Consider the following 16,592-nt stretch of genomic DNA (forward strand, 5'->3'; position numbering starts at 1 on the left):
AACCTTCAGGTTTAGTCTAGAATAAATGTTAGTACTTTATTAATTAGTGGTTTCTAAATAGGTGTTATACACTAATTGAATATTTGCATAGGTGTTTTTTAAAGCAGTCTTAATTGTTGTTTTATTTTTAAAAACAACTTCGGTAATACCTTCTTCTAATTGAGGGGTTAGTTTTTCTGAATAATTAGAAGTCATTAAGTACCAATAAGTTTGTTTTAATTTAACTCCTTTATGAAAATAAATATGATAGGTAGTAATTAATGGCTTGATAAGTTGTAGGTTAGAAATGCCACATTCTTCTTCTACCTCTCTAATTGCAGCCGTTTCTATGGTTTCTCCTTTTTCAATCCATCCTTTTGGTAAATCCCAAACACCGTTTCTAAAAATAAATAAAACTTCTTTTTTAGGGTTCAGCACTAATCCGCCAGCGGCGGGAATAAGCTTCATATTTGTTAAAAAAGATTTCCAATCATTCTCTAAGTCAGTAGAGTATAAATTAACACCTTGTAATTCTTTATTGTTCAGTTTATGAAGGATTTCATCAATAAGAACATTCTTAAAATTGTAAACAGGAAAAATATTTTCTTTTTTTGAAGAAGAAGTGATAATTATTGGCGTATCATTTACAAAAACTTTATACATTTGCGGTATGATTTTAAACAAAGATACGGCAAAAAAAACAGCTGAACTTTTGTTGCAAATAAAAGCAATAAAGTTAAGCCCAAATGATCCCTTTAACTGGGCGTCAGGTTGGAAGTCTCCAATATATTGTGATAATAGAGTTACGCTATCTTATCCTCCAGTTCGTGTTTTTTTAAAAGAAGAAATATCAAGAATTGTAGAATTAGAATATGGTAAACCAGATGTAATTGCTGGTGTTGCTACAGGTGCAATCGCTATTGGGGTTTTAGTTGCGCAACAATTAGGGGTTCCTTTTATTTATGTTAGGCCAGAGCCAAAAAAACATGGTAGAAAAAACCAAATTGAAGGGCACTTAGAAAGCGGACAAAATGTTGTTGTAATTGAAGATTTAATAAGTACTGGTAATAGTAGCTTAAATGCAGTAGAAGCTTTAAAAGAAGCGGGTGCTGTTGTAAAAGGTATGGTTGCTATTTTTTCTTATGGATTTGATATTGCAAACAAGAATTTTGAAGAAAAAAATGTAGGATTAACTACTTTAAGTAATTACGAAAACTTGTTAGAACAAGCTTTGGATAGTAATTATATTACAGATAAAGAGTTAATTACATTAAATGATTGGAGAAAGAATCCAAGTGAGTGGAAACAATAAAGTTTAAAAAATGAATATAAACGGAAATACAGTTACTATTGACAAATCTGCTGAAGAAGTGTTTGCATTTTTTTCTGATTTAAAGAACTTTGAGCAATTAATGCCAGAAAATATTCAAAAATTTGAAGTTGATGGTGAATCTTTTATATTCGGTTTACCTGGTATGCCAGAAATTAGACTCGTTTTAAAAGAAAAAACACCGTTTACTAATATTACATTAGGTGCTGCAAGTAGTAAATTGCCTTTTACTTTAGCTGCAGATCTTAATGAGATTGCAGAAAACAAAACCGAAGTAAGCTTAAAATTTGATGGTGAATTTAATGCAATGATGGCAATGATGATTAAAAAACCATTGACAAAATTTGTAGATACACTTACCGAAAATATAGGGAAACTTTAAAGGAAAGAAATTTCTTTAAGTCCAAATTCTTTGATGACATCGTCTTCTAACTGAACTTGTAGCTTTCCGAAATCTGAAATTCCAGAAATCATTCCCATAAAAATTTCATCCTTACTATTTTTAAACATAGTAGGGATATTTTTTTTATACAATACGTCTAAATATTTTTCTTCTAAAAGGTTAAAACTTTTTGAAGTTAAGCGTTTTATATTTTTTTTAATTTCTTCTAAAATAGCTTTTAGTAAAAGATCTAAATCATATTCTAGACCGGTTTCTAATTTTAAAGAAGTAGCGTTGTTTAAGTATGCTGGAAAAGTTTCTTGATTTATATTTAACCCAATTCCTACAAAAGAATTTTTAATACGGTCGCCAGAAAACGTGTTTTCTATTAAAATGCCACAAATTTTCTTGTTTGCTGACAGAATGTCGTTAGGCCATTTTATAGACGGTTTTGGTAAATTATTAGCAAATAAAACATCATAAATAGCTAAAGAGATTGCAAAGTTTAAATATTTTTTTTGAACTACTTTTAAATCTTTAAAGCTAATAAAGACACTGAATGTAAGGTTTTTGTAAGGTTCGGATACCCACTTGTTTTGTTGCTGACCTCTCCCTTTTATTTGGTTTTGAGTAACAACAGTTGTAAAATTCTCTAGTGTAGAATTTTGAGCTAAATCCTTTAAAAAAGAATTCGTAGAATCGGTGGCACTAAGTTTGATTGTTTTCAAGTGTTAAATAAAGTGTAAACTACTGTAATAATACACAAAATACTCGCAAAAAAATAATAACTTTGCGTTAAATATAGAAAAAAGTTAATGACAAATAAAAAAGTAAGTACAGATGATTTAATTGCTTTAATTATTAAAGGGATTGATGAGGTAAAAGGAGAAAATATTCAATTATTAGACTTACGAGATATAGAGAATACTGTATGCGATTATTTTATAATCTGCTCGGGGAACTCAAATACACAAGTAAATGCAATTTCTGGTTCTATTCAAAAAATAGTAAGCAAAGAACTTAAAGACAAACCTTGGCATATAGAAGGTCAAACAAATTCTGAATGGGTTTTAATGGATTATGTAAACGTAGTGGTGCACATTTTTCAAAAACAAGTTCGTGACTATTATGATATTGAAAGTCTTTGGGGTGATGCAAAAATTACAGAGATAAAATCAGTTTAATCTTTTTATTTTTTAAATAAATGAGTGATTCAAAAAAAGATAGTAATTCTAATATGCCTAAATTTAAGTTTAACGCGTATTGGATATATGGTGCAATATTTGTAGTAATAATGGCATTCCAGTTTTTTAGTAGTGGAGATTTAGCTACTAAAAGTATTTCTAAAAATGAGTTTAATGACATTTTAAAAGACAATGATATTTCTAGAATTGTTGTTTTAAATAATAATTTAGCTCAGATTTATATTAAAGAAGAAGCACAAAAAAAACAGCGTTATAGTAAGATTATAAATTCTGCTTTTTATACACAAGGCTCTTCTTTTTATGACTACAATTTTGGGGATTTACAAAATTTCGAAAATAATATTGAAAAAGCGAGACAAGCGAACGAGTTAGACTTTGATATAAAAAATGAAAACAAAACAAGTATTTTTGATACTATTTTAGGTTTTTTACCTTTTATAATATTAATTGCTGTTTGGTTGTTTTTTATGAAAAGAATGTCTGGTGGCGGCGCTGGATCTGGTGGTGGAGGTCAAATTTTTAGCATTGGTAAGTCTAAAGCTAAGTTATTTGACAAAGACACAAAGGTAAAAACTACATTTGAAAATGTTGCCGGATTAGAAGGTGCTAAAGAAGAAGTACAAGAAATTGTAGACTTTTTAAAGAACCCAGAGAAATATACTTCTTTAGGAGGTAAAATTCCAAAAGGAGCTTTATTAGTAGGACCTCCTGGAACAGGAAAAACATTATTAGCCAAAGCAGTTGCAGGGGAAGCTGATGTTCCTTTTTTCTCATTATCTGGTTCAGATTTTGTTGAAATGTTTGTAGGTGTAGGTGCTTCTCGTGTAAGAGATTTATTTAAAAAAGCTGCAGAGAAATCGCCTTCTATTATTTTTATTGATGAGATAGATGCTATTGGTAGAGCTCGTGGAAAAAATAGTATGACTGGTGGTAATGATGAGCGTGAAAATACGTTGAATCAATTATTAACAGAAATGGATGGTTTTGGTACAGATGTAAATGTTATTGTGTTAGCAGCAACAAACAGAGCAGACGTTTTAGATAGTGCATTAATGCGTGCTGGTCGTTTTGATAGACAGATCTATGTAGATTTACCAAACATCAACGAAAGAAAAGAAATTTTTGAAGTACATATTAAACCTTTAAAATTAGCGGAGGATGTTAAGATTGAGTTCTTAGCACAACAAACACCTGGTTTTTCTGGAGCTGATATTGCAAACATGTGTAACGAATCTGCATTAATTGCTGCCAGAAATGGTAAAAAAGCAATTCATCATCAAGATTTCTTAGATGCTGTAGATAGAATTGTAGGTGGTTTAGAAAAGAAAAATAAAGTAATTACACCAAAGGAGAAAAAAGTAATTGCTTTTCATGAAGCAGGTCACGCAACTATTAGTTGGATGTTAGAGCATGCTGCACCATTGGTAAAAGTTACTATTGTACCAAGAGGACAATCTTTAGGAGCTGCTTGGTATTTACCAGCAGAAAGAATGATTGTGCAGACAGAGCAGATGTTAGATGAAATGTGTGCTACCATGGGAGGTAGAGCTGCAGAAAAAGTAATGTTTGATAAAATATCTACAGGAGCTTTAAGCGATTTAGAAAAAGTGACTAAGCAAGCAAAAGCAATGGTTACTGTTTATGGTTTAAATGAAGCGGTTGGTAATGTAACGTATTATGATTCTTCTGGAAATGATGGATTTGTAAAACCTTATAGTGAAGAAACTGGGAAAACAATTGATCAAGAAATCTCTAAAATTATTGAAGCTCAGTATCTAAGAGCTATTCATATATTAGATGAAAATAAAGATAAATTAACGACTCTTGCAGAATTATTATTGGAAAAAGAAGTTATTTTTAAAGACGATTTAGAAAAGATATTCGGTAAAAGACCTTTTGAAGAGCCTCTTGAAGTAGAAATCGTTGATGATAAAAAAGACATTCCTCCAGTAGAATTAAAAACTGAAGAATAATAAATGAATTTTTTTAAAAAGCTATTCAATATACCCAATAAAGAAGAAAATGACATCCAAAGACAAGAAGTAGATCTTTCTTTGGATGATCTTTTTGTACATAATTTCCTTGAAAAAGGAGGTAAGTTTTTATATTGTTTAAAAGAAAGTGAAGTTGTAGAGAATTTAAAGAACATTTTAAAAGAGAATAATTGGAATCAATTAACACTTTTAGATGACAAGTTATCTTCCTTTTTAAACAGACATGAGGTGGCAATGAATAGAAATTTCAATTCAAATTTTCCTGTTTTCTTGAATTGTGAGCATTTGATTGCAGATAATGGAGATATTTTATTTTCATCGAAACAATTAAAAAGTATTAAGTTGTCAGAAATGCCTCAAAATTTTATAGTTTACGCAACTACGAGTCAGTTGGTTAAAGATATGGGACAAGGGTTAACTGGTATTAAAATTCATCATAAAAATGATTTGCCTACCAACATTTCTGCCATAAAAAATTATAACATTCATAAAAATGATGATAATTTCTTAAACTACGGAAACAGTAACTCAAAAAACTTATATTTGCTGCTATTAGAAGATTTATAATATGAGTAACCTTTTAAAAAGGAGTCTTTCAGGCATAATTTACGTTTTAATTTTTATATCAGCGATTCTTTTTTCTAAAGAATCGTATGTTGTTCTAACAACTATTTTTGGATTGTTGTGTGTTTGGGAATTTTCTAAACTCATCAACTTTAAAGGAATGATAGGGTATATTTTCTTTTGCTTAACGTTATTTTTAATGTTAAAAAGACCAGAAAGTTATGCCGTAATTATTATTTTAGGAATTACCATTATTTCCTCGTTATCTTTAATTTATTACTTATTTACTAAAAAAGAAATCTCATTTTCTAATGATAGGTCTAAATCTGGTTTACTAATTAGGTATCCTATTTTTTCAATGATCTTTTTAATCCTTCTACCTATTTATAAAGATGGTTATAACCCTCATTTAATTATTTCTATTTTAATTATGATTTGGGTAAATGATAGTTTTGCTTTTTTAGTGGGTAAAAATTTCGGAAAAAGAAAGTTGTTTATTTCGGTTTCACCCAAAAAGACACAAGAAGGTTTTTTAGGTGGTTTGGCTTTTGCTTTAATAGCTGCCTTTATAATTAGTAAATTTAACACCGATTTTACAGTAGTAAATTGGTTAGTGATAGCTGTTATTGTTAGTGTAATTGGTACGATTGGAGATTTAGTAGAGTCTAAATTTAAAAGACAAGCCAATATTAAAGATAGTGGTACTATTATGCCTGGGCATGGTGGTATTTTAGATAGATTGGATAGCTTGTTATTTGCAGCACCATTTGTATATTTGTATATTAATTTTATAATTTAAGTATGATTCGTTTTCACAAAGAAGGGTATAAAATAATTGTTATTACCTTTATAATAACAATTGTAGGTGTATTACTAGCCGATAATTTAATAAATATACCTTGGCTTGTTAAAGTAATTCAAGTTGTATTACTTGCTTTTTTAGTAATTGTGCTACAATTTTTTAGAAATCCTAAAAGAGTTGCTGCTTTAAATGATAACATAATAGTTGCGCCGGTAGATGGTAAAGTGGTTGTTATAGAAGAAGTAGAAGAACCAGAATACTTTAAAGGAAAAAGATTACAAGTGTCTATTTTTATGTCTCCTATTAACGTACATGTTACTAGATATGCCATGAGTGGAGTTGTAAAATATAGTAAATACCATCCTGGTAAATACTTGGTTGCATGGCACCCGAAAGCATCTACAGAAAACGAAAGAACTACGGTAGTGGTTAATAATGCAGTTTTTGGTGATGTTTTATATAGACAAATTGCTGGAGCTTTGGCAAAGAGAATTGTTAATTATGCAAAAGTTGGCGATACAGCAGTACAAGGCGCAGATGCAGGTTTTATAAAATTTGGTTCTAGAGTAGACCTTTTTCTTCCATTAGGTACAAAACTAAATGTATCTTTAAATGATACAGTAAAAGGTGGAGTTCAGATAATTGCAGAAAAATAATAACGTATGGAATCTGATTTAGATAAAGAGTTTAATGAAGCTTTCTATAGGATTTCTATGTTAGAAGAATCGATTGCTCCAGACATTATGCTAAAATTTTATGCTTATAACAAGCAAGCAAATTTTGGAAATAAGTTTTCATTTAATGATGAGCATAACGTTAGAAGTGCATTTAAGTTAAATGCATGGATGCAATTAAACGGCATGAAATCTGACGTAGCAAAACAAGAATATATTAATTTAGCAAAAACAGTTTTAAATACTAAACAATAACATTATGAAAAGAGTCGTAGTTTTATCATTATTAATGATTGTAGCATTTAATTTTTCATCTTGTAAATCAGATAAAAAATCTGAAGAGAAAAAAGAAGATACAATTAAAACTAAAACAAGTGCAGTAGCTTTTTCTTTAGAGAAGGCACAAAATGAAATAAACTTTGTAGCTTATAAGACTACAGAGAAAATACCTGTAGGAGGTCAGTTTAATAAAGTAGACATAATTTCTGGAGGAGAAGGTAGTTCTATTAAAGAAGCTATTAATAATACTGAGTTTTCAATTCCTGTAAGTAGCATTTTTACGAAAGATACTAGTAGAGATTTTAAAATTCAAAAATTCTTCTTTGGTATGATGGACAATACAAAATTACTTTCTGGTAAATTATTAATAACTGATGAAACCAATGGTGTTGCAGAAATTAAAATGAACGGAGTTACAGAGAATGTAGCTTTTACCTATTCTATAGAAGGGAAGGTTTTTAAGATGAAGGCTACTATGGATATTATCAAATGGAATGCATCTGAGGCTTTAGCATCATTAAATACAGCTTGTTTAGAATTACACAAAGGAGCTGATGGAGTTTCTAAGACATGGAGTGATGTGGCTTTAAATATCACTTCTACTTTCTAAGAAGCATTATAAATTATTCAACGCTTTTTTAAGTGTTTCAAATCGAAAAGAATATCCGTTCTTTTCGATTTTTTTTGCAGAAATTTTACTTCCTTCGAGTAATATTTTTGCCATATCACCAAATACAAGTTTTAAAAGAAAACCTGGAACACCAATTCCTATGTAAGGTCTTTTTATGATTTTAGCTAACTCTTTAGTAAAGGTTTTACTAGTGTGATGTTCTGGAGCAACTGCATTAAAAACACCTTCTAAATTATCTTCAACTGCTTTAACGTATATGGCACATAAATCATCTAAATGGATCCAAGGCAAAAATTGTTTTCCAGAACCTAAAGGAGTTATAATAGCTGTTTTCATTTTATCTAATGCACCACCTTTATCCGTTAAAACAACACCGGTTCTTAAGATTGTTACCGGAATGTTTTTTGTTGAAAATTGATGTGCTGCTTTTTCCCATTTTTGACATACATCACCTAAAAAATCATTAGCTGCTTTATCGCTTTCCTCGTATATTTTATCATTAGTGATCGCTCCGTAATAACCAACTCCAGATGCAGAAATAAAACCTTTTAATTCGATTTTTAATTCGGTTATTTTATCAAAAAGTAAATTTGCAGTTTTTACTCTACTATCAATTATTATCTGTTTTCTTTCTTCTGTCCAACGTTTGTCGGCAATTCCTGCTCCGGCTAAATGAATGATATAATCGGAGTTTACAAGCGCTTTTTCATCAACATAATTAGAAGAGATATCCCATTTAAATTCATTTTCATTTTTGGGATTTCTACTTAAAATTACAACTTCATGATTTTTATCAATTAGTAATTTTGATAATCTTTTGCCGACTAAACCTGTACCACCTGTTATAATTATTTTTGCCATAATGTAAAGATAATTATTTTTTGTTTAATGTTTTTAAAATATTATAAAACAAATTTATGCATACATATAATAAAGCAATGTTAATGTTTATTTTTCATCCGTATAAAACTGTACTTTTATAGTGATGAAAAATAATAACAAAAGAAAAGGTTTTGTTTTTAAAACCTACGAAGCGGAACATCAATCTCCTTTCGAAAAATTATTTGAAATTTTTAAGGAACTGATAACGCATACCTCTGGCGATTTTGATGAAGCCATAGATTGGCTACGTTCTTTAGATAAAGAATACAAGCTGACTGATGAAAATTATACCATTGATGATTTTATTGAAGATTTAAAGAAGAAAGGCTATATAAAAGAGGAGGTAAAAGGTGACGGGACTGGAGGTACTAAAATTACTCCGAAAACTGAACGTGCTATTCGTCAGCAAGCGTTGAATCATATTTTTGGAAAAATAAAAAGGAGTGGTGCTGGTAATCATAAAAGTAAATCTCCAGGAATAGGAGATGAGCATACCGGAGATTTAAGGGCGTATCAGTTTGGGGATGCATTGGATAAGGTTTCAGTTACAGAAAGCATCAGAAATGCTCAAATTAATAACGGAATTGATAATTTCAACTTAACCGAAAACGATTTGGTGGTGGAAGAAACCATGCACAAAAGTCAAATGAGTACGGTTTTAATGATTGATATTAGTCACTCTATGATTTTGTATGGAGAAGATAGGATTACTCCTGCCAAAAAAGTAGCTATGGCTTTGGCAGAATTAATTACCACTCGTTATCCTAAAGATACCTTAGATATTATTGTTTTTGGAAATGATGCGTGGGCAATTAAAATTAAAGATTTGCCATATTTACAAGTAGGTCCATATCATACAAATACGGTTGCAGGTTTACAATTAGCCATGGATTTATTGCGAAGAAAACGAAATACCAACAAACAAATTTTTATGATTACCGATGGAAAGCCAAGTTGTTTGCGTTTGCCAGATGGTCAATATTATAAGAATAGTAATGGTTTAGACAAATACATTGTAAACAAGTGTTATGCAATGGCGCAACAAGCAAGAAAATTACATATTCCGATTACTACTTTTATGATTGCACAAGATCCATACTTAATGCAATTTATAAGAGCTTTTACAAAAGCGAATCAAGGAAAAGCATTTTATACAGGTTTAAAAGGATTAGGAGAAATGATTTTTGAAGATTACGAAACCAATAGGAAAAAGAGAATTAGAGGATAATAATAAGTGACAAAATTGCAAAGTAAAATTGCAAAATTTGTTTCAAATAAAAATATATATGAGCGTAAATACGATAAATTCATTAGGAGAATTAAAAGCATCAGGATACAAATCAAAATCAATTAAAGATGAGTTGAGAGAAAATTTGATTGTGAAAATAAAAAATAAAGAAACTGCTTTTAAAGGAGTTCACGGGTATGAGAATACCGTAATTCCAGAGTTAGAAAGAGCTATTTTAAGTAAGCATAACATTAATTTATTAGGATTAAGAGGACAGGCAAAAACACGTTTGGCTAGATTGATGGTAGATTTATTGGATGAATATATTCCGGTTGTTGCTGGTTCTGAGATTAATGACGATCCTTTAAATCCTATTTCTAGGTTTGCTATTGAGTTGATTAAGGAAAAAGGAGATGATACACCTATATTTTGGTTGCATAGAAATGAGCGTTTTGCAGAGAAATTAGCAACGCCAGATGTTACTGTAGCAGATATTATTGGAGATGTAGATCCTATAAAAGCAGCAAACTTAAAATTGAGTTATGCAGATGATAGGGTCATTCATTACGGAATGATTCCGCGTGCTAACAGATGTATTTTTGTGATTAATGAATTACCAGATTTACAAGCTAGAATTCAGGTGGCACTTTTTAATATTTTACAAGAAGGTGATATTCAAATTAGAGGTTTTAAATTGCGATTGCCTTTAGATATGCAATTTGTGTTTACGGCAAATCCAGAGGATTATACGAATAGAGGAAGTATTGTAACTCCTTTAAAAGATAGAATTGGCTCGCAGATTTTAACGCATTATCCAGAGGATATTGAAACAGCCAAAACAATTACACAACAAGAAGCAAACAAGGTAGGTTCTCAAAAAGATTTTATAGCAGTACCAGAGCTGGCAAAAGACTTGTTAGAGCAGATTGTTTTTGAAGCTAGAGAAAGTGAGTATATAGATGCTAAAAGTGGTGTAAGTGCACGTTTAAGTATTTCTGCTTTCGAAAACTTATTAAGTACTGCAGAAAGAAGAGCATTACTTTCTGGGGATGATAAAACAATGATTCGTTTAAATGATTTCGACGGAATTATTCCTGCAATTACAGGAAAAGTGGAGTTGGTGTATGAAGGTGAACAAGAAGGGGCACAAGTAGTGGCAGAGACATTAATTAAGAATGCGATTAAAACATTATTTCCAAGTTATTTTCCGGAGATAAAAAAGTTAGAAAAGCAAGAAGAAGAATCTCCTTATGACGATATTATTTCTTGGTTTTTTAATGCTGATGAAGATTTCGAACTGTTAGATGAACACACAGAAGCGCAATACAAAGCAGAGTTAGATAAGGTAAAACCTTTAGATACTTTTCTTAAAAAACACCAACCGAATATGAATGAAACAGATGGGTATTTTGTAAAAGAGTTTATTCTTTGGGCATTGGTAGAGTTTAAAAAACTAAGTAAGTATCGTTTTGCAGAAGGAACACAATTTAAAGATCCATATGGAAATTTTATAAGTGGACTATAATTAATTACCTCGTTCCACGAGATTTAATATTTTTACTACACAACCGAATTATTTCTATAATTCGGTTTTTTCTTGTGGTTTCTCTTTTTGCTTGATGTATCCAATATAAATACTGCTTTCTATAACTAGGAGCAAAATTTCTAAAATTGGTAAAAGCTATTTCATTTTTATCAAAGGCAAGTTGTAGGTCATCAGGAATAATTCCTTTTTCGACGGCATCTAAAGCTGTCCAAGATCCATTTTGTTTTGCAATCTCAATAATATCTAATCCACTTTGGTGCATTAAATTATCAGTAATTAAATTTTGAATATAATTTTTATTAACGGCACTCCAAATACTTTTCTGTTTTCTTGGGCAGAAATATTGCCTACGCTTACCATCACCTAAACTTTTTACAGTGGCGTCTATCCAACCAAAACATAAAGCTACTTTTACGGCTTCTTCCCAACGCATAGATTCCTCTATATTTTCTACTTTATAAAATATAAGGTAAACACCTTTAGACAAATTATAATTTTTTGACAGCCAATTGCGCCATTCAATATCATTCTTAAAGTAAAATTCGTCTATTTCTTTCATGATTTTTAGATACTAAAATTACCTTTTGTATTTTTTATGTGATTGTTAGTAATTGAAATTTACAATTAAAGAGTGTTGTTTACAAAGGGAGGTAAATTAAGTAAATAATCTTTATCATTCTCTATTTAGTATTTTTTGATAGTCATAATTATCACAATCATAAAAATGGCAGAACAAATAACGATAGATAGCTCAAGTTTTGGTTGTCCTTAATTTTTTAATTAAATTCAGTGTTATTAATGATTATCTCATAAAAACACAATGAAATGACTGTAAAAAGCTTAAAAAATGAAAATAAAATAAAATTATTGTCCTTTGATATTGACAATACTTTAATTGACTTTCATACCTATAAAAGTAACTTTAGAAAAATATGGGAAAAGTATCATGATCAAAACGATGTGCTTTTAACATATAATACAGGTAGATTAATAGATGACGTCTTAGATTTAATAGATAAAGAGGTGCTTCCAGAACCAGATTATATTATTTCTGGAGTAGGTACACATATTTATAATTTTAAAAAAGGTGCTGTAGAAAAAGAATTTAATGATGTTTTAGATGATGGGTGGAATTTGGAATCTGTAGAAAATATCATTCAAAAAATAAAACACCCTATTAGTGATCAACCAACAAAATTTCAGCATTCTTATAAAAGAAGTTATTTCTTTCATGATGCTAGTAACGATCTTATAGAAAGTATAGAACAAGATTTTGCAGATGCAGATATGGATGTAAATATTGTGTATTCTGGCAATAAGTTTTTAGATGTTTTGCCTAAATGGGCAAATAAAGGAAATGCTTTACGTTGGCTACTAAGAAGATTAAAATTTAAATCTGATCAGGTTTTGGTTGCTGGAGATAGTGGTAATGATTCTGCAATGTTCGATTTAAAAGATGTGTCTGGTATAGTGGTAGCAAATGCACATGACGAATTGTATCTGTATACAAAACATAAAAAGGTTTATCATACAGAAAAAGAAAAAGGTGATGGTATTATAGAAGGACTTATTTTCTATGAAATACTACCAAAAGAAGCGCTTGAAGATACAAATATTGATCACTCAGATGATTTTTTTATTAAAAAAGAGAAAGAAAATATTGCGCAAGAAGATACCGATGAAAAAGTAGCTTTAATTAAAGAAGGATATGTAAAAGCAATTGAAGCTTTAAAGAAAAATATTACACCACTTGGCTTTTCAGCATGTTCAATAAAAGATAATATTCCGAATGGTACAGATGAAAATTATCATAGTGTTTGGGCAAGAGATGGAGCAATTACTGTTATAGGTTCTCTGTCTTTAATTGATGATGAAGAAATTCATACTTGCCAAAGACAAACTTTAGTTACTTTAATAGATAATATTTCTAGAAACGGACAAATACCTGCAAATGTTCGGTTAAAAGATCAAGAACCAGATTATTCTGGAGTTGGTGGAATTTGTTCTATTGATAGTGGTATTTGGGTGGTAATTGCTTTCTACGAATATGTAAATGTTACCAAAGATATTCAGTTTTTAAGAAAATATATTGGAGATATTAAAGAAACCATGCGATGGTTAGGAGCGCATGATAGTAATAATGATGCCCTTTTAGAAATTCCGGAAGCAGGAGATTGGACAGATTTATTTGGTAGAAGTTATAACATTCTATATGACGAAATACTTTGGTATAGATCTAATGTTTGTTTCGGACGTATGTTAGAAATGTTAGGAAATCATGAAGATGCAGGAGAATATATTAGATGGTCTCAGGTAATTAAAAAAGAGATTGTACAAAACTTCTGGCCTTCTACACAGCAAAAATTATTTCAATCGGTTTCATTTGCCGAAAAGCAGTTTACTTTAGGAGATACGTCTTACTTAATTGCACAAACAACACCTTTCGATTTTAGCTGGCGTTGCGATACCCTTGGAAATATTTTAGCCTTTTTACACGGAACCATAGATGCTGAAAAAGCACATCAAACTTTTAAGTTTATGTTGGGGGTTGGAGTTAATGATCCTTTTCCAGTTGCAAATGTATATCCGGTTGTAAGTCCTGGAGATCCTGATTGGAAACCTTATTACACCGTAAATCTCCTGAATTTACCCAACCATTATCATAACGGAGGTATTTGGCCTTTTGTGGGTGGATTCTGGGTGAAATTCGTCAATAAATTAGGGTTTAAAGACATCGCAATAGAAGAACTACATAAATTAGCTTTAATCAATAAAGAAGGAATTAATGAAGAGTGGGAGTTTACAGAGTGGGCACATGGAACTACAGGGAAACCAATGGGGAAAGCCTATCAAGCTTGGTCTGCAGCGCAGTATATATCAGCTTGTAACGATTTAAAAATAATTAAAACTAAAACTAAAAAATAGAAATATGAAATCGATATTAATGATTTCTTTACATGGATATGTAGGGGCACATGCAGAATTAGGAAAACCAGATACAGGAGGTCAAGTAGTATATGTATTAGAATTAGCAGATAGATTTAGTAGATTAGGTAAACGTGTAGATTTGGTAACGCGGCAATTTGAAGATCAACCAGAGTATGATGTTGTAGATGATAATTTTAGTGTTTGGAGAATTCCTTTTGGTGGAAAAAAATTCATCAGAAAAGAAGACATGCACGACCATTTAAAAAAGTTTGTGACCAATACGTTGGCCGCCATAAAAAAAGAAAATAAAAAATACGATGTTGTGTATTCTCATTATTGGGATGCAGGTTGGGCAGGACAAAAAATTGCAGAAGAATTAGGCATTTGTCATGTACATACACCACATTCTTTAGGGTGGTGGAAACAACACTCTATGGGAAGTGATATGGATGAGAAAGAGATGGAGAAAACCTATCGCTTTAAAGAACGTATTAGAAAGGAATATTTTGTGTATCAGATGTGTAATTTTGTGATTGCAACAACACTTCCTCAAGTAGATTTATTGGTACAACAGTATGATGTTTTGTCTAGAAATTGTAGCATGATTCCTCCAGGAATTGACGAAAATAGATTTTTTCCTGTTCCGTCTAAAGAGAATGATAAAATTCGATTGAAATATGATATCAAACCAACCGATATTTTGGCGTTGGGTAGAATGGCGCATAATAAAGGCTACGATTTATTAATACGTTCGTTACCTACGGTTTTTGAACTGTGTCCGGAAGCTAGATTAGTCGCTGCAATTGGAGGAGATTCTCAGCAAGATAGAGACGGAATTGATACTTTAAAAGTATTGGCGAAGGAACTAGGTGTTATGGATAAGATTAAATGGAAAAACTACATTGCTGATGAAGACTTAGCAAACGTCTACAGATCTGCAAGTATTTTTGTAATGCCTTCTAGATATGAACCTTTTGGTATGGTTGCTATTGAAGCTATGGCTTGTGGAACACCAAGTGTAATAACGGTTCATGGAGGTTTGTGTGATTTAATTGATTTTGGAAATCAGGCTTTATTTGCAGATCCACACAGACCAAAAGAATTTGGAGCAATGATGGCAATGCCTTTGTTATACCCTAAATTAAGAAACGAAATGTCTGTTGAAGGGGCACGTTTTGCACGTAGAAATTTTGGATGGACAGGGATAGCAAAAAGGATGTTATCAATTTTTGCAAGTTCAATTAATCAAAGAACATCAGAAACTAATATTTATTAAAGTATGTCTAAAATTGTATGTTTTGGTGAAGTTTTGTGGGATGTTTTTCCTACACATAAAAAAATAGGAGGAGCGCCTTTAAATGTTTCAGTGCGGTTAAAGTCTTTAAATAATGAAGTTGCTATGGTAAGTGCCATTGGTAATGATGACTTAGGAAAGTTGATTTTAAATTACATAAACGATTTAAAAATAAATGCTGATGCTGTTGTAATTTTAGAAGATTATACAACAGGAGAAGTGGCTGTAACGTTAAATGAAAAAGGAGCTGCTACCTATGAAATTGTACATCCGAAGGCTTGGGATAAAATTCCATTTACATCAACAGCGGCAACATTGGTAAAACAAGCAGATGCTTTTGTTTTTGGAAGTTTAATTACAAGAGACGATGTTTCTAAAAATACACTTTACCAACTTTTAGAATTGGCTAAATATACTGTTTTTGATGTGAATTTAAGAGCACCTTTTTATAACAAAGAAATTCTTATTGATTTAATGTGTAAAGCTGATTTTATAAAATTTAATGATGAAGAATTGTATGAAATAAGTGCTTTTTTAGGTTCTCCTTTTCATAATTTAGAACAAAACATACGTTTTATTGCAAAAAAAACTAAAACAGCACATATTTGCGTTACAAAAGGCGAACATGGTGCTGTTTTATTATATAACAATACATTGTTTTACAATAGTGGTTATAAAATTAAAGTAGTAGACACCGTTGGTTCTGGAGATTCTTTTTTGGCCACATTAATTCATCATTTATTAGACAATCATAATCCGCAGAAATCATTGGATATTGCTTGTGCAGTTGGAGCTTTAGTTGCTCAAAATGAAGGAGCAAACCCTATTATTTCTGAAAATGAAATTTTAGATTTTAGCAGATTATAATTTATTC

Annotated in this window: 18 protein-coding genes; 14 read left to right on the plus strand and 4 right to left on the minus strand. The window is 30.7% G+C overall.

Annotation, left to right across the window (positions count from 1 at the left end; all coding sequences use genetic code 11):
• Nucleotides 1-39: 39 nt before the first annotated feature.
• The gene (locus H0I29_RS11365; RefSeq protein ID WP_218752420.1) at nucleotides 40-642 is read right to left on the minus strand and encodes an NUDIX hydrolase; all 603 of its coding nucleotides are present in this window, start codon (nucleotides 640-642) and stop codon (nucleotides 40-42) included.
• A gap of 7 nt (nucleotides 643-649) precedes the next feature.
• On the opposite strand from H0I29_RS11365, the gene pyrE reads away from it, so the two are divergent.
• Nucleotides 650-1,291, plus strand: a complete 642-nt coding sequence (pyrE, locus tag H0I29_RS11370) for an orotate phosphoribosyltransferase (RefSeq protein WP_218732849.1) — start codon at nucleotides 650-652, stop codon at nucleotides 1,289-1,291.
• Nucleotides 1,292-1,301: 10 nt separating this feature from the next.
• Nucleotides 1,302-1,691, plus strand: coding sequence for an SRPBCC family protein (locus tag H0I29_RS11375; protein ID WP_218732850.1), 390 nt, complete (start codon nucleotides 1,302-1,304; stop codon nucleotides 1,689-1,691).
• Here the strand turns inward: H0I29_RS11375 and H0I29_RS11380 are convergent.
• The gene (locus H0I29_RS11380) at nucleotides 1,688-2,419 is read right to left on the minus strand and encodes a biotin--[acetyl-CoA-carboxylase] ligase (protein ID WP_218752421.1); all 732 of its coding nucleotides are present in this window, start codon (nucleotides 2,417-2,419) and stop codon (nucleotides 1,688-1,690) included. The genes H0I29_RS11375 and H0I29_RS11380 overlap by 4 nt on opposite strands.
• An 87-nt stretch (nucleotides 2,420-2,506) precedes the next feature.
• On the opposite strand from H0I29_RS11380, the gene rsfS reads away from it, so the two are divergent.
• The 7 genes from rsfS to H0I29_RS11415 are packed head-to-tail and all read left to right on the plus strand — an operon-like array spanning nucleotide 2,507 to nucleotide 7,819.
• Nucleotides 2,507-2,875, plus strand: a complete 369-nt coding sequence (rsfS, locus tag H0I29_RS11385; RefSeq protein ID WP_165732849.1) for a ribosome silencing factor — start codon at nucleotides 2,507-2,509, stop codon at nucleotides 2,873-2,875.
• A 20-nt stretch (nucleotides 2,876-2,895) separates the two neighbouring features.
• The gene (gene ftsH / locus H0I29_RS11390; protein WP_218732852.1) at nucleotides 2,896-4,869 is read left to right on the plus strand and encodes an ATP-dependent zinc metalloprotease FtsH; all 1,974 of its coding nucleotides are present in this window, start codon (nucleotides 2,896-2,898) and stop codon (nucleotides 4,867-4,869) included.
• A 3-nt stretch (nucleotides 4,870-4,872) separates the two neighbouring features.
• Complete coding sequence (locus tag H0I29_RS11395) at nucleotides 4,873-5,457, plus strand: hypothetical protein (protein WP_218732853.1); 585 nt, start codon at nucleotides 4,873-4,875, stop codon at nucleotides 5,455-5,457.
• 1 nt (nucleotide 5,458) lies between these two features.
• Nucleotides 5,459-6,253 carry a phosphatidate cytidylyltransferase gene (locus tag H0I29_RS11400; protein ID WP_218732854.1) on the plus strand — a complete coding sequence of 265 codons (795 nt, stop codon included), beginning with the start codon at nucleotides 5,459-5,461 and terminating at the stop codon, nucleotides 6,251-6,253.
• 2 nt (nucleotides 6,254-6,255) lie between these two features.
• Nucleotides 6,256-6,912, plus strand: a complete 657-nt coding sequence (locus tag H0I29_RS11405; protein ID WP_218752422.1) for a phosphatidylserine decarboxylase family protein — start codon at nucleotides 6,256-6,258, stop codon at nucleotides 6,910-6,912.
• A gap of 6 nt (nucleotides 6,913-6,918) precedes the next feature.
• Nucleotides 6,919-7,185, plus strand: coding sequence for an acyl-CoA-binding protein (locus H0I29_RS11410; protein WP_165732844.1), 267 nt, complete (start codon nucleotides 6,919-6,921; stop codon nucleotides 7,183-7,185).
• A 4-nt stretch (nucleotides 7,186-7,189) separates the two neighbouring features.
• The gene (locus tag H0I29_RS11415) at nucleotides 7,190-7,819 is read left to right on the plus strand and encodes a YceI family protein (protein WP_218752423.1); all 630 of its coding nucleotides are present in this window, start codon (nucleotides 7,190-7,192) and stop codon (nucleotides 7,817-7,819) included.
• A 6-nt stretch (nucleotides 7,820-7,825) separates the two neighbouring features.
• Here the strand turns inward: H0I29_RS11415 and H0I29_RS11420 are convergent, their stop codons facing one another.
• Nucleotides 7,826-8,701, minus strand: a complete 876-nt coding sequence (locus tag H0I29_RS11420) for a TIGR01777 family oxidoreductase (RefSeq protein WP_218752424.1) — start codon at nucleotides 8,699-8,701, stop codon at nucleotides 7,826-7,828.
• A gap of 124 nt (nucleotides 8,702-8,825) precedes the next feature.
• Here H0I29_RS11420 and H0I29_RS11425 point away from each other — a divergent pair, with 124 nt between their 5' ends.
• Complete coding sequence (locus tag H0I29_RS11425; RefSeq protein WP_218732858.1) at nucleotides 8,826-9,950, plus strand: VWA domain-containing protein; 1,125 nt, start codon at nucleotides 8,826-8,828, stop codon at nucleotides 9,948-9,950.
• A 58-nt stretch (nucleotides 9,951-10,008) separates the two neighbouring features.
• Nucleotides 10,009-11,475, plus strand: coding sequence for a magnesium chelatase (locus tag H0I29_RS11430; RefSeq protein ID WP_218752425.1), 1,467 nt, complete (start codon nucleotides 10,009-10,011; stop codon nucleotides 11,473-11,475).
• 4 nt (nucleotides 11,476-11,479) lie between these two features.
• Here H0I29_RS11430 and H0I29_RS11435 read toward each other — a convergent pair whose 3' ends face one another.
• Nucleotides 11,480-12,055, minus strand: coding sequence for a YdeI family protein (locus tag H0I29_RS11435; RefSeq protein WP_218752427.1), 576 nt, complete (start codon nucleotides 12,053-12,055; stop codon nucleotides 11,480-11,482).
• A gap of 266 nt (nucleotides 12,056-12,321) precedes the next feature.
• Here H0I29_RS11435 and H0I29_RS11440 point away from each other — a divergent pair, with 266 nt between their 5' ends.
• The 3 genes from H0I29_RS11440 to H0I29_RS11450 are packed head-to-tail and all read left to right on the plus strand — an operon-like array spanning nucleotide 12,322 to nucleotide 16,585.
• A complete protein-coding gene (locus H0I29_RS11440) occupies nucleotides 12,322-14,421 on the plus strand; it encodes an HAD-IIB family hydrolase (RefSeq protein WP_218752429.1) in 2,100 nt (699 codons plus the stop codon).
• Nucleotides 14,422-14,425: 4 nt separating this feature from the next.
• The gene (locus H0I29_RS11445; RefSeq protein ID WP_218732862.1) at nucleotides 14,426-15,700 is read left to right on the plus strand and encodes a glycosyltransferase; all 1,275 of its coding nucleotides are present in this window, start codon (nucleotides 14,426-14,428) and stop codon (nucleotides 15,698-15,700) included.
• Between the two features lie 3 nt (nucleotides 15,701-15,703).
• A complete protein-coding gene (locus tag H0I29_RS11450) occupies nucleotides 15,704-16,585 on the plus strand; it encodes a carbohydrate kinase family protein (RefSeq protein WP_218752430.1) in 882 nt (293 codons plus the stop codon).
• The last annotated feature ends 7 nt before the right edge of the window (nucleotides 16,586-16,592 follow it).

Source organism: Polaribacter sp. R2A056_3_33 (assembly GCF_019278485.1).
Taxonomy (GTDB): Bacteria; Bacteroidota; Bacteroidia; order Flavobacteriales; family Flavobacteriaceae; genus Polaribacter.

Coding starts and splice junctions, on each gene's coding strand:
- H0I29_RS11365 (WP_218752420.1), bottom strand. CDS start 642: ATGTATAAAGTTTTTGTAAATGATACGCCAATAATTATCACTTCTTCT.
- pyrE (WP_218732849.1), top strand. CDS start 650: ATGATTTTAAACAAAGATACGGCAAAAAAAACAGCTGAACTTTTGTTG.
- H0I29_RS11375 (WP_218732850.1), top strand. CDS start 1,302: ATGAATATAAACGGAAATACAGTTACTATTGACAAATCTGCTGAAGAA.
- rsfS (WP_165732849.1), top strand. CDS start 2,507: ATGACAAATAAAAAAGTAAGTACAGATGATTTAATTGCTTTAATTATT.
- ftsH (WP_218732852.1), top strand. CDS start 2,896: ATGAGTGATTCAAAAAAAGATAGTAATTCTAATATGCCTAAATTTAAG.
- H0I29_RS11395 (WP_218732853.1), top strand. CDS start 4,873: ATGAATTTTTTTAAAAAGCTATTCAATATACCCAATAAAGAAGAAAAT.
- H0I29_RS11400 (WP_218732854.1), top strand. CDS start 5,459: ATGAGTAACCTTTTAAAAAGGAGTCTTTCAGGCATAATTTACGTTTTA.
- H0I29_RS11405 (WP_218752422.1), top strand. CDS start 6,256: ATGATTCGTTTTCACAAAGAAGGGTATAAAATAATTGTTATTACCTTT.
- H0I29_RS11410 (WP_165732844.1), top strand. CDS start 6,919: ATGGAATCTGATTTAGATAAAGAGTTTAATGAAGCTTTCTATAGGATT.
- H0I29_RS11415 (WP_218752423.1), top strand. CDS start 7,190: ATGAAAAGAGTCGTAGTTTTATCATTATTAATGATTGTAGCATTTAAT.
- H0I29_RS11420 (WP_218752424.1), bottom strand. CDS start 8,701: ATGGCAAAAATAATTATAACAGGTGGTACAGGTTTAGTCGGCAAAAGA.
- H0I29_RS11425 (WP_218732858.1), top strand. CDS start 8,826: ATGAAAAATAATAACAAAAGAAAAGGTTTTGTTTTTAAAACCTACGAA.
- H0I29_RS11430 (WP_218752425.1), top strand. CDS start 10,009: ATGAGCGTAAATACGATAAATTCATTAGGAGAATTAAAAGCATCAGGA.
- H0I29_RS11435 (WP_218752427.1), bottom strand. CDS start 12,055: ATGAAAGAAATAGACGAATTTTACTTTAAGAATGATATTGAATGGCGC.
- H0I29_RS11440 (WP_218752429.1), top strand. CDS start 12,322: ATGACTGTAAAAAGCTTAAAAAATGAAAATAAAATAAAATTATTGTCC.
- H0I29_RS11445 (WP_218732862.1), top strand. CDS start 14,426: ATGAAATCGATATTAATGATTTCTTTACATGGATATGTAGGGGCACAT.
- H0I29_RS11450 (WP_218752430.1), top strand. CDS start 15,704: ATGTCTAAAATTGTATGTTTTGGTGAAGTTTTGTGGGATGTTTTTCCT.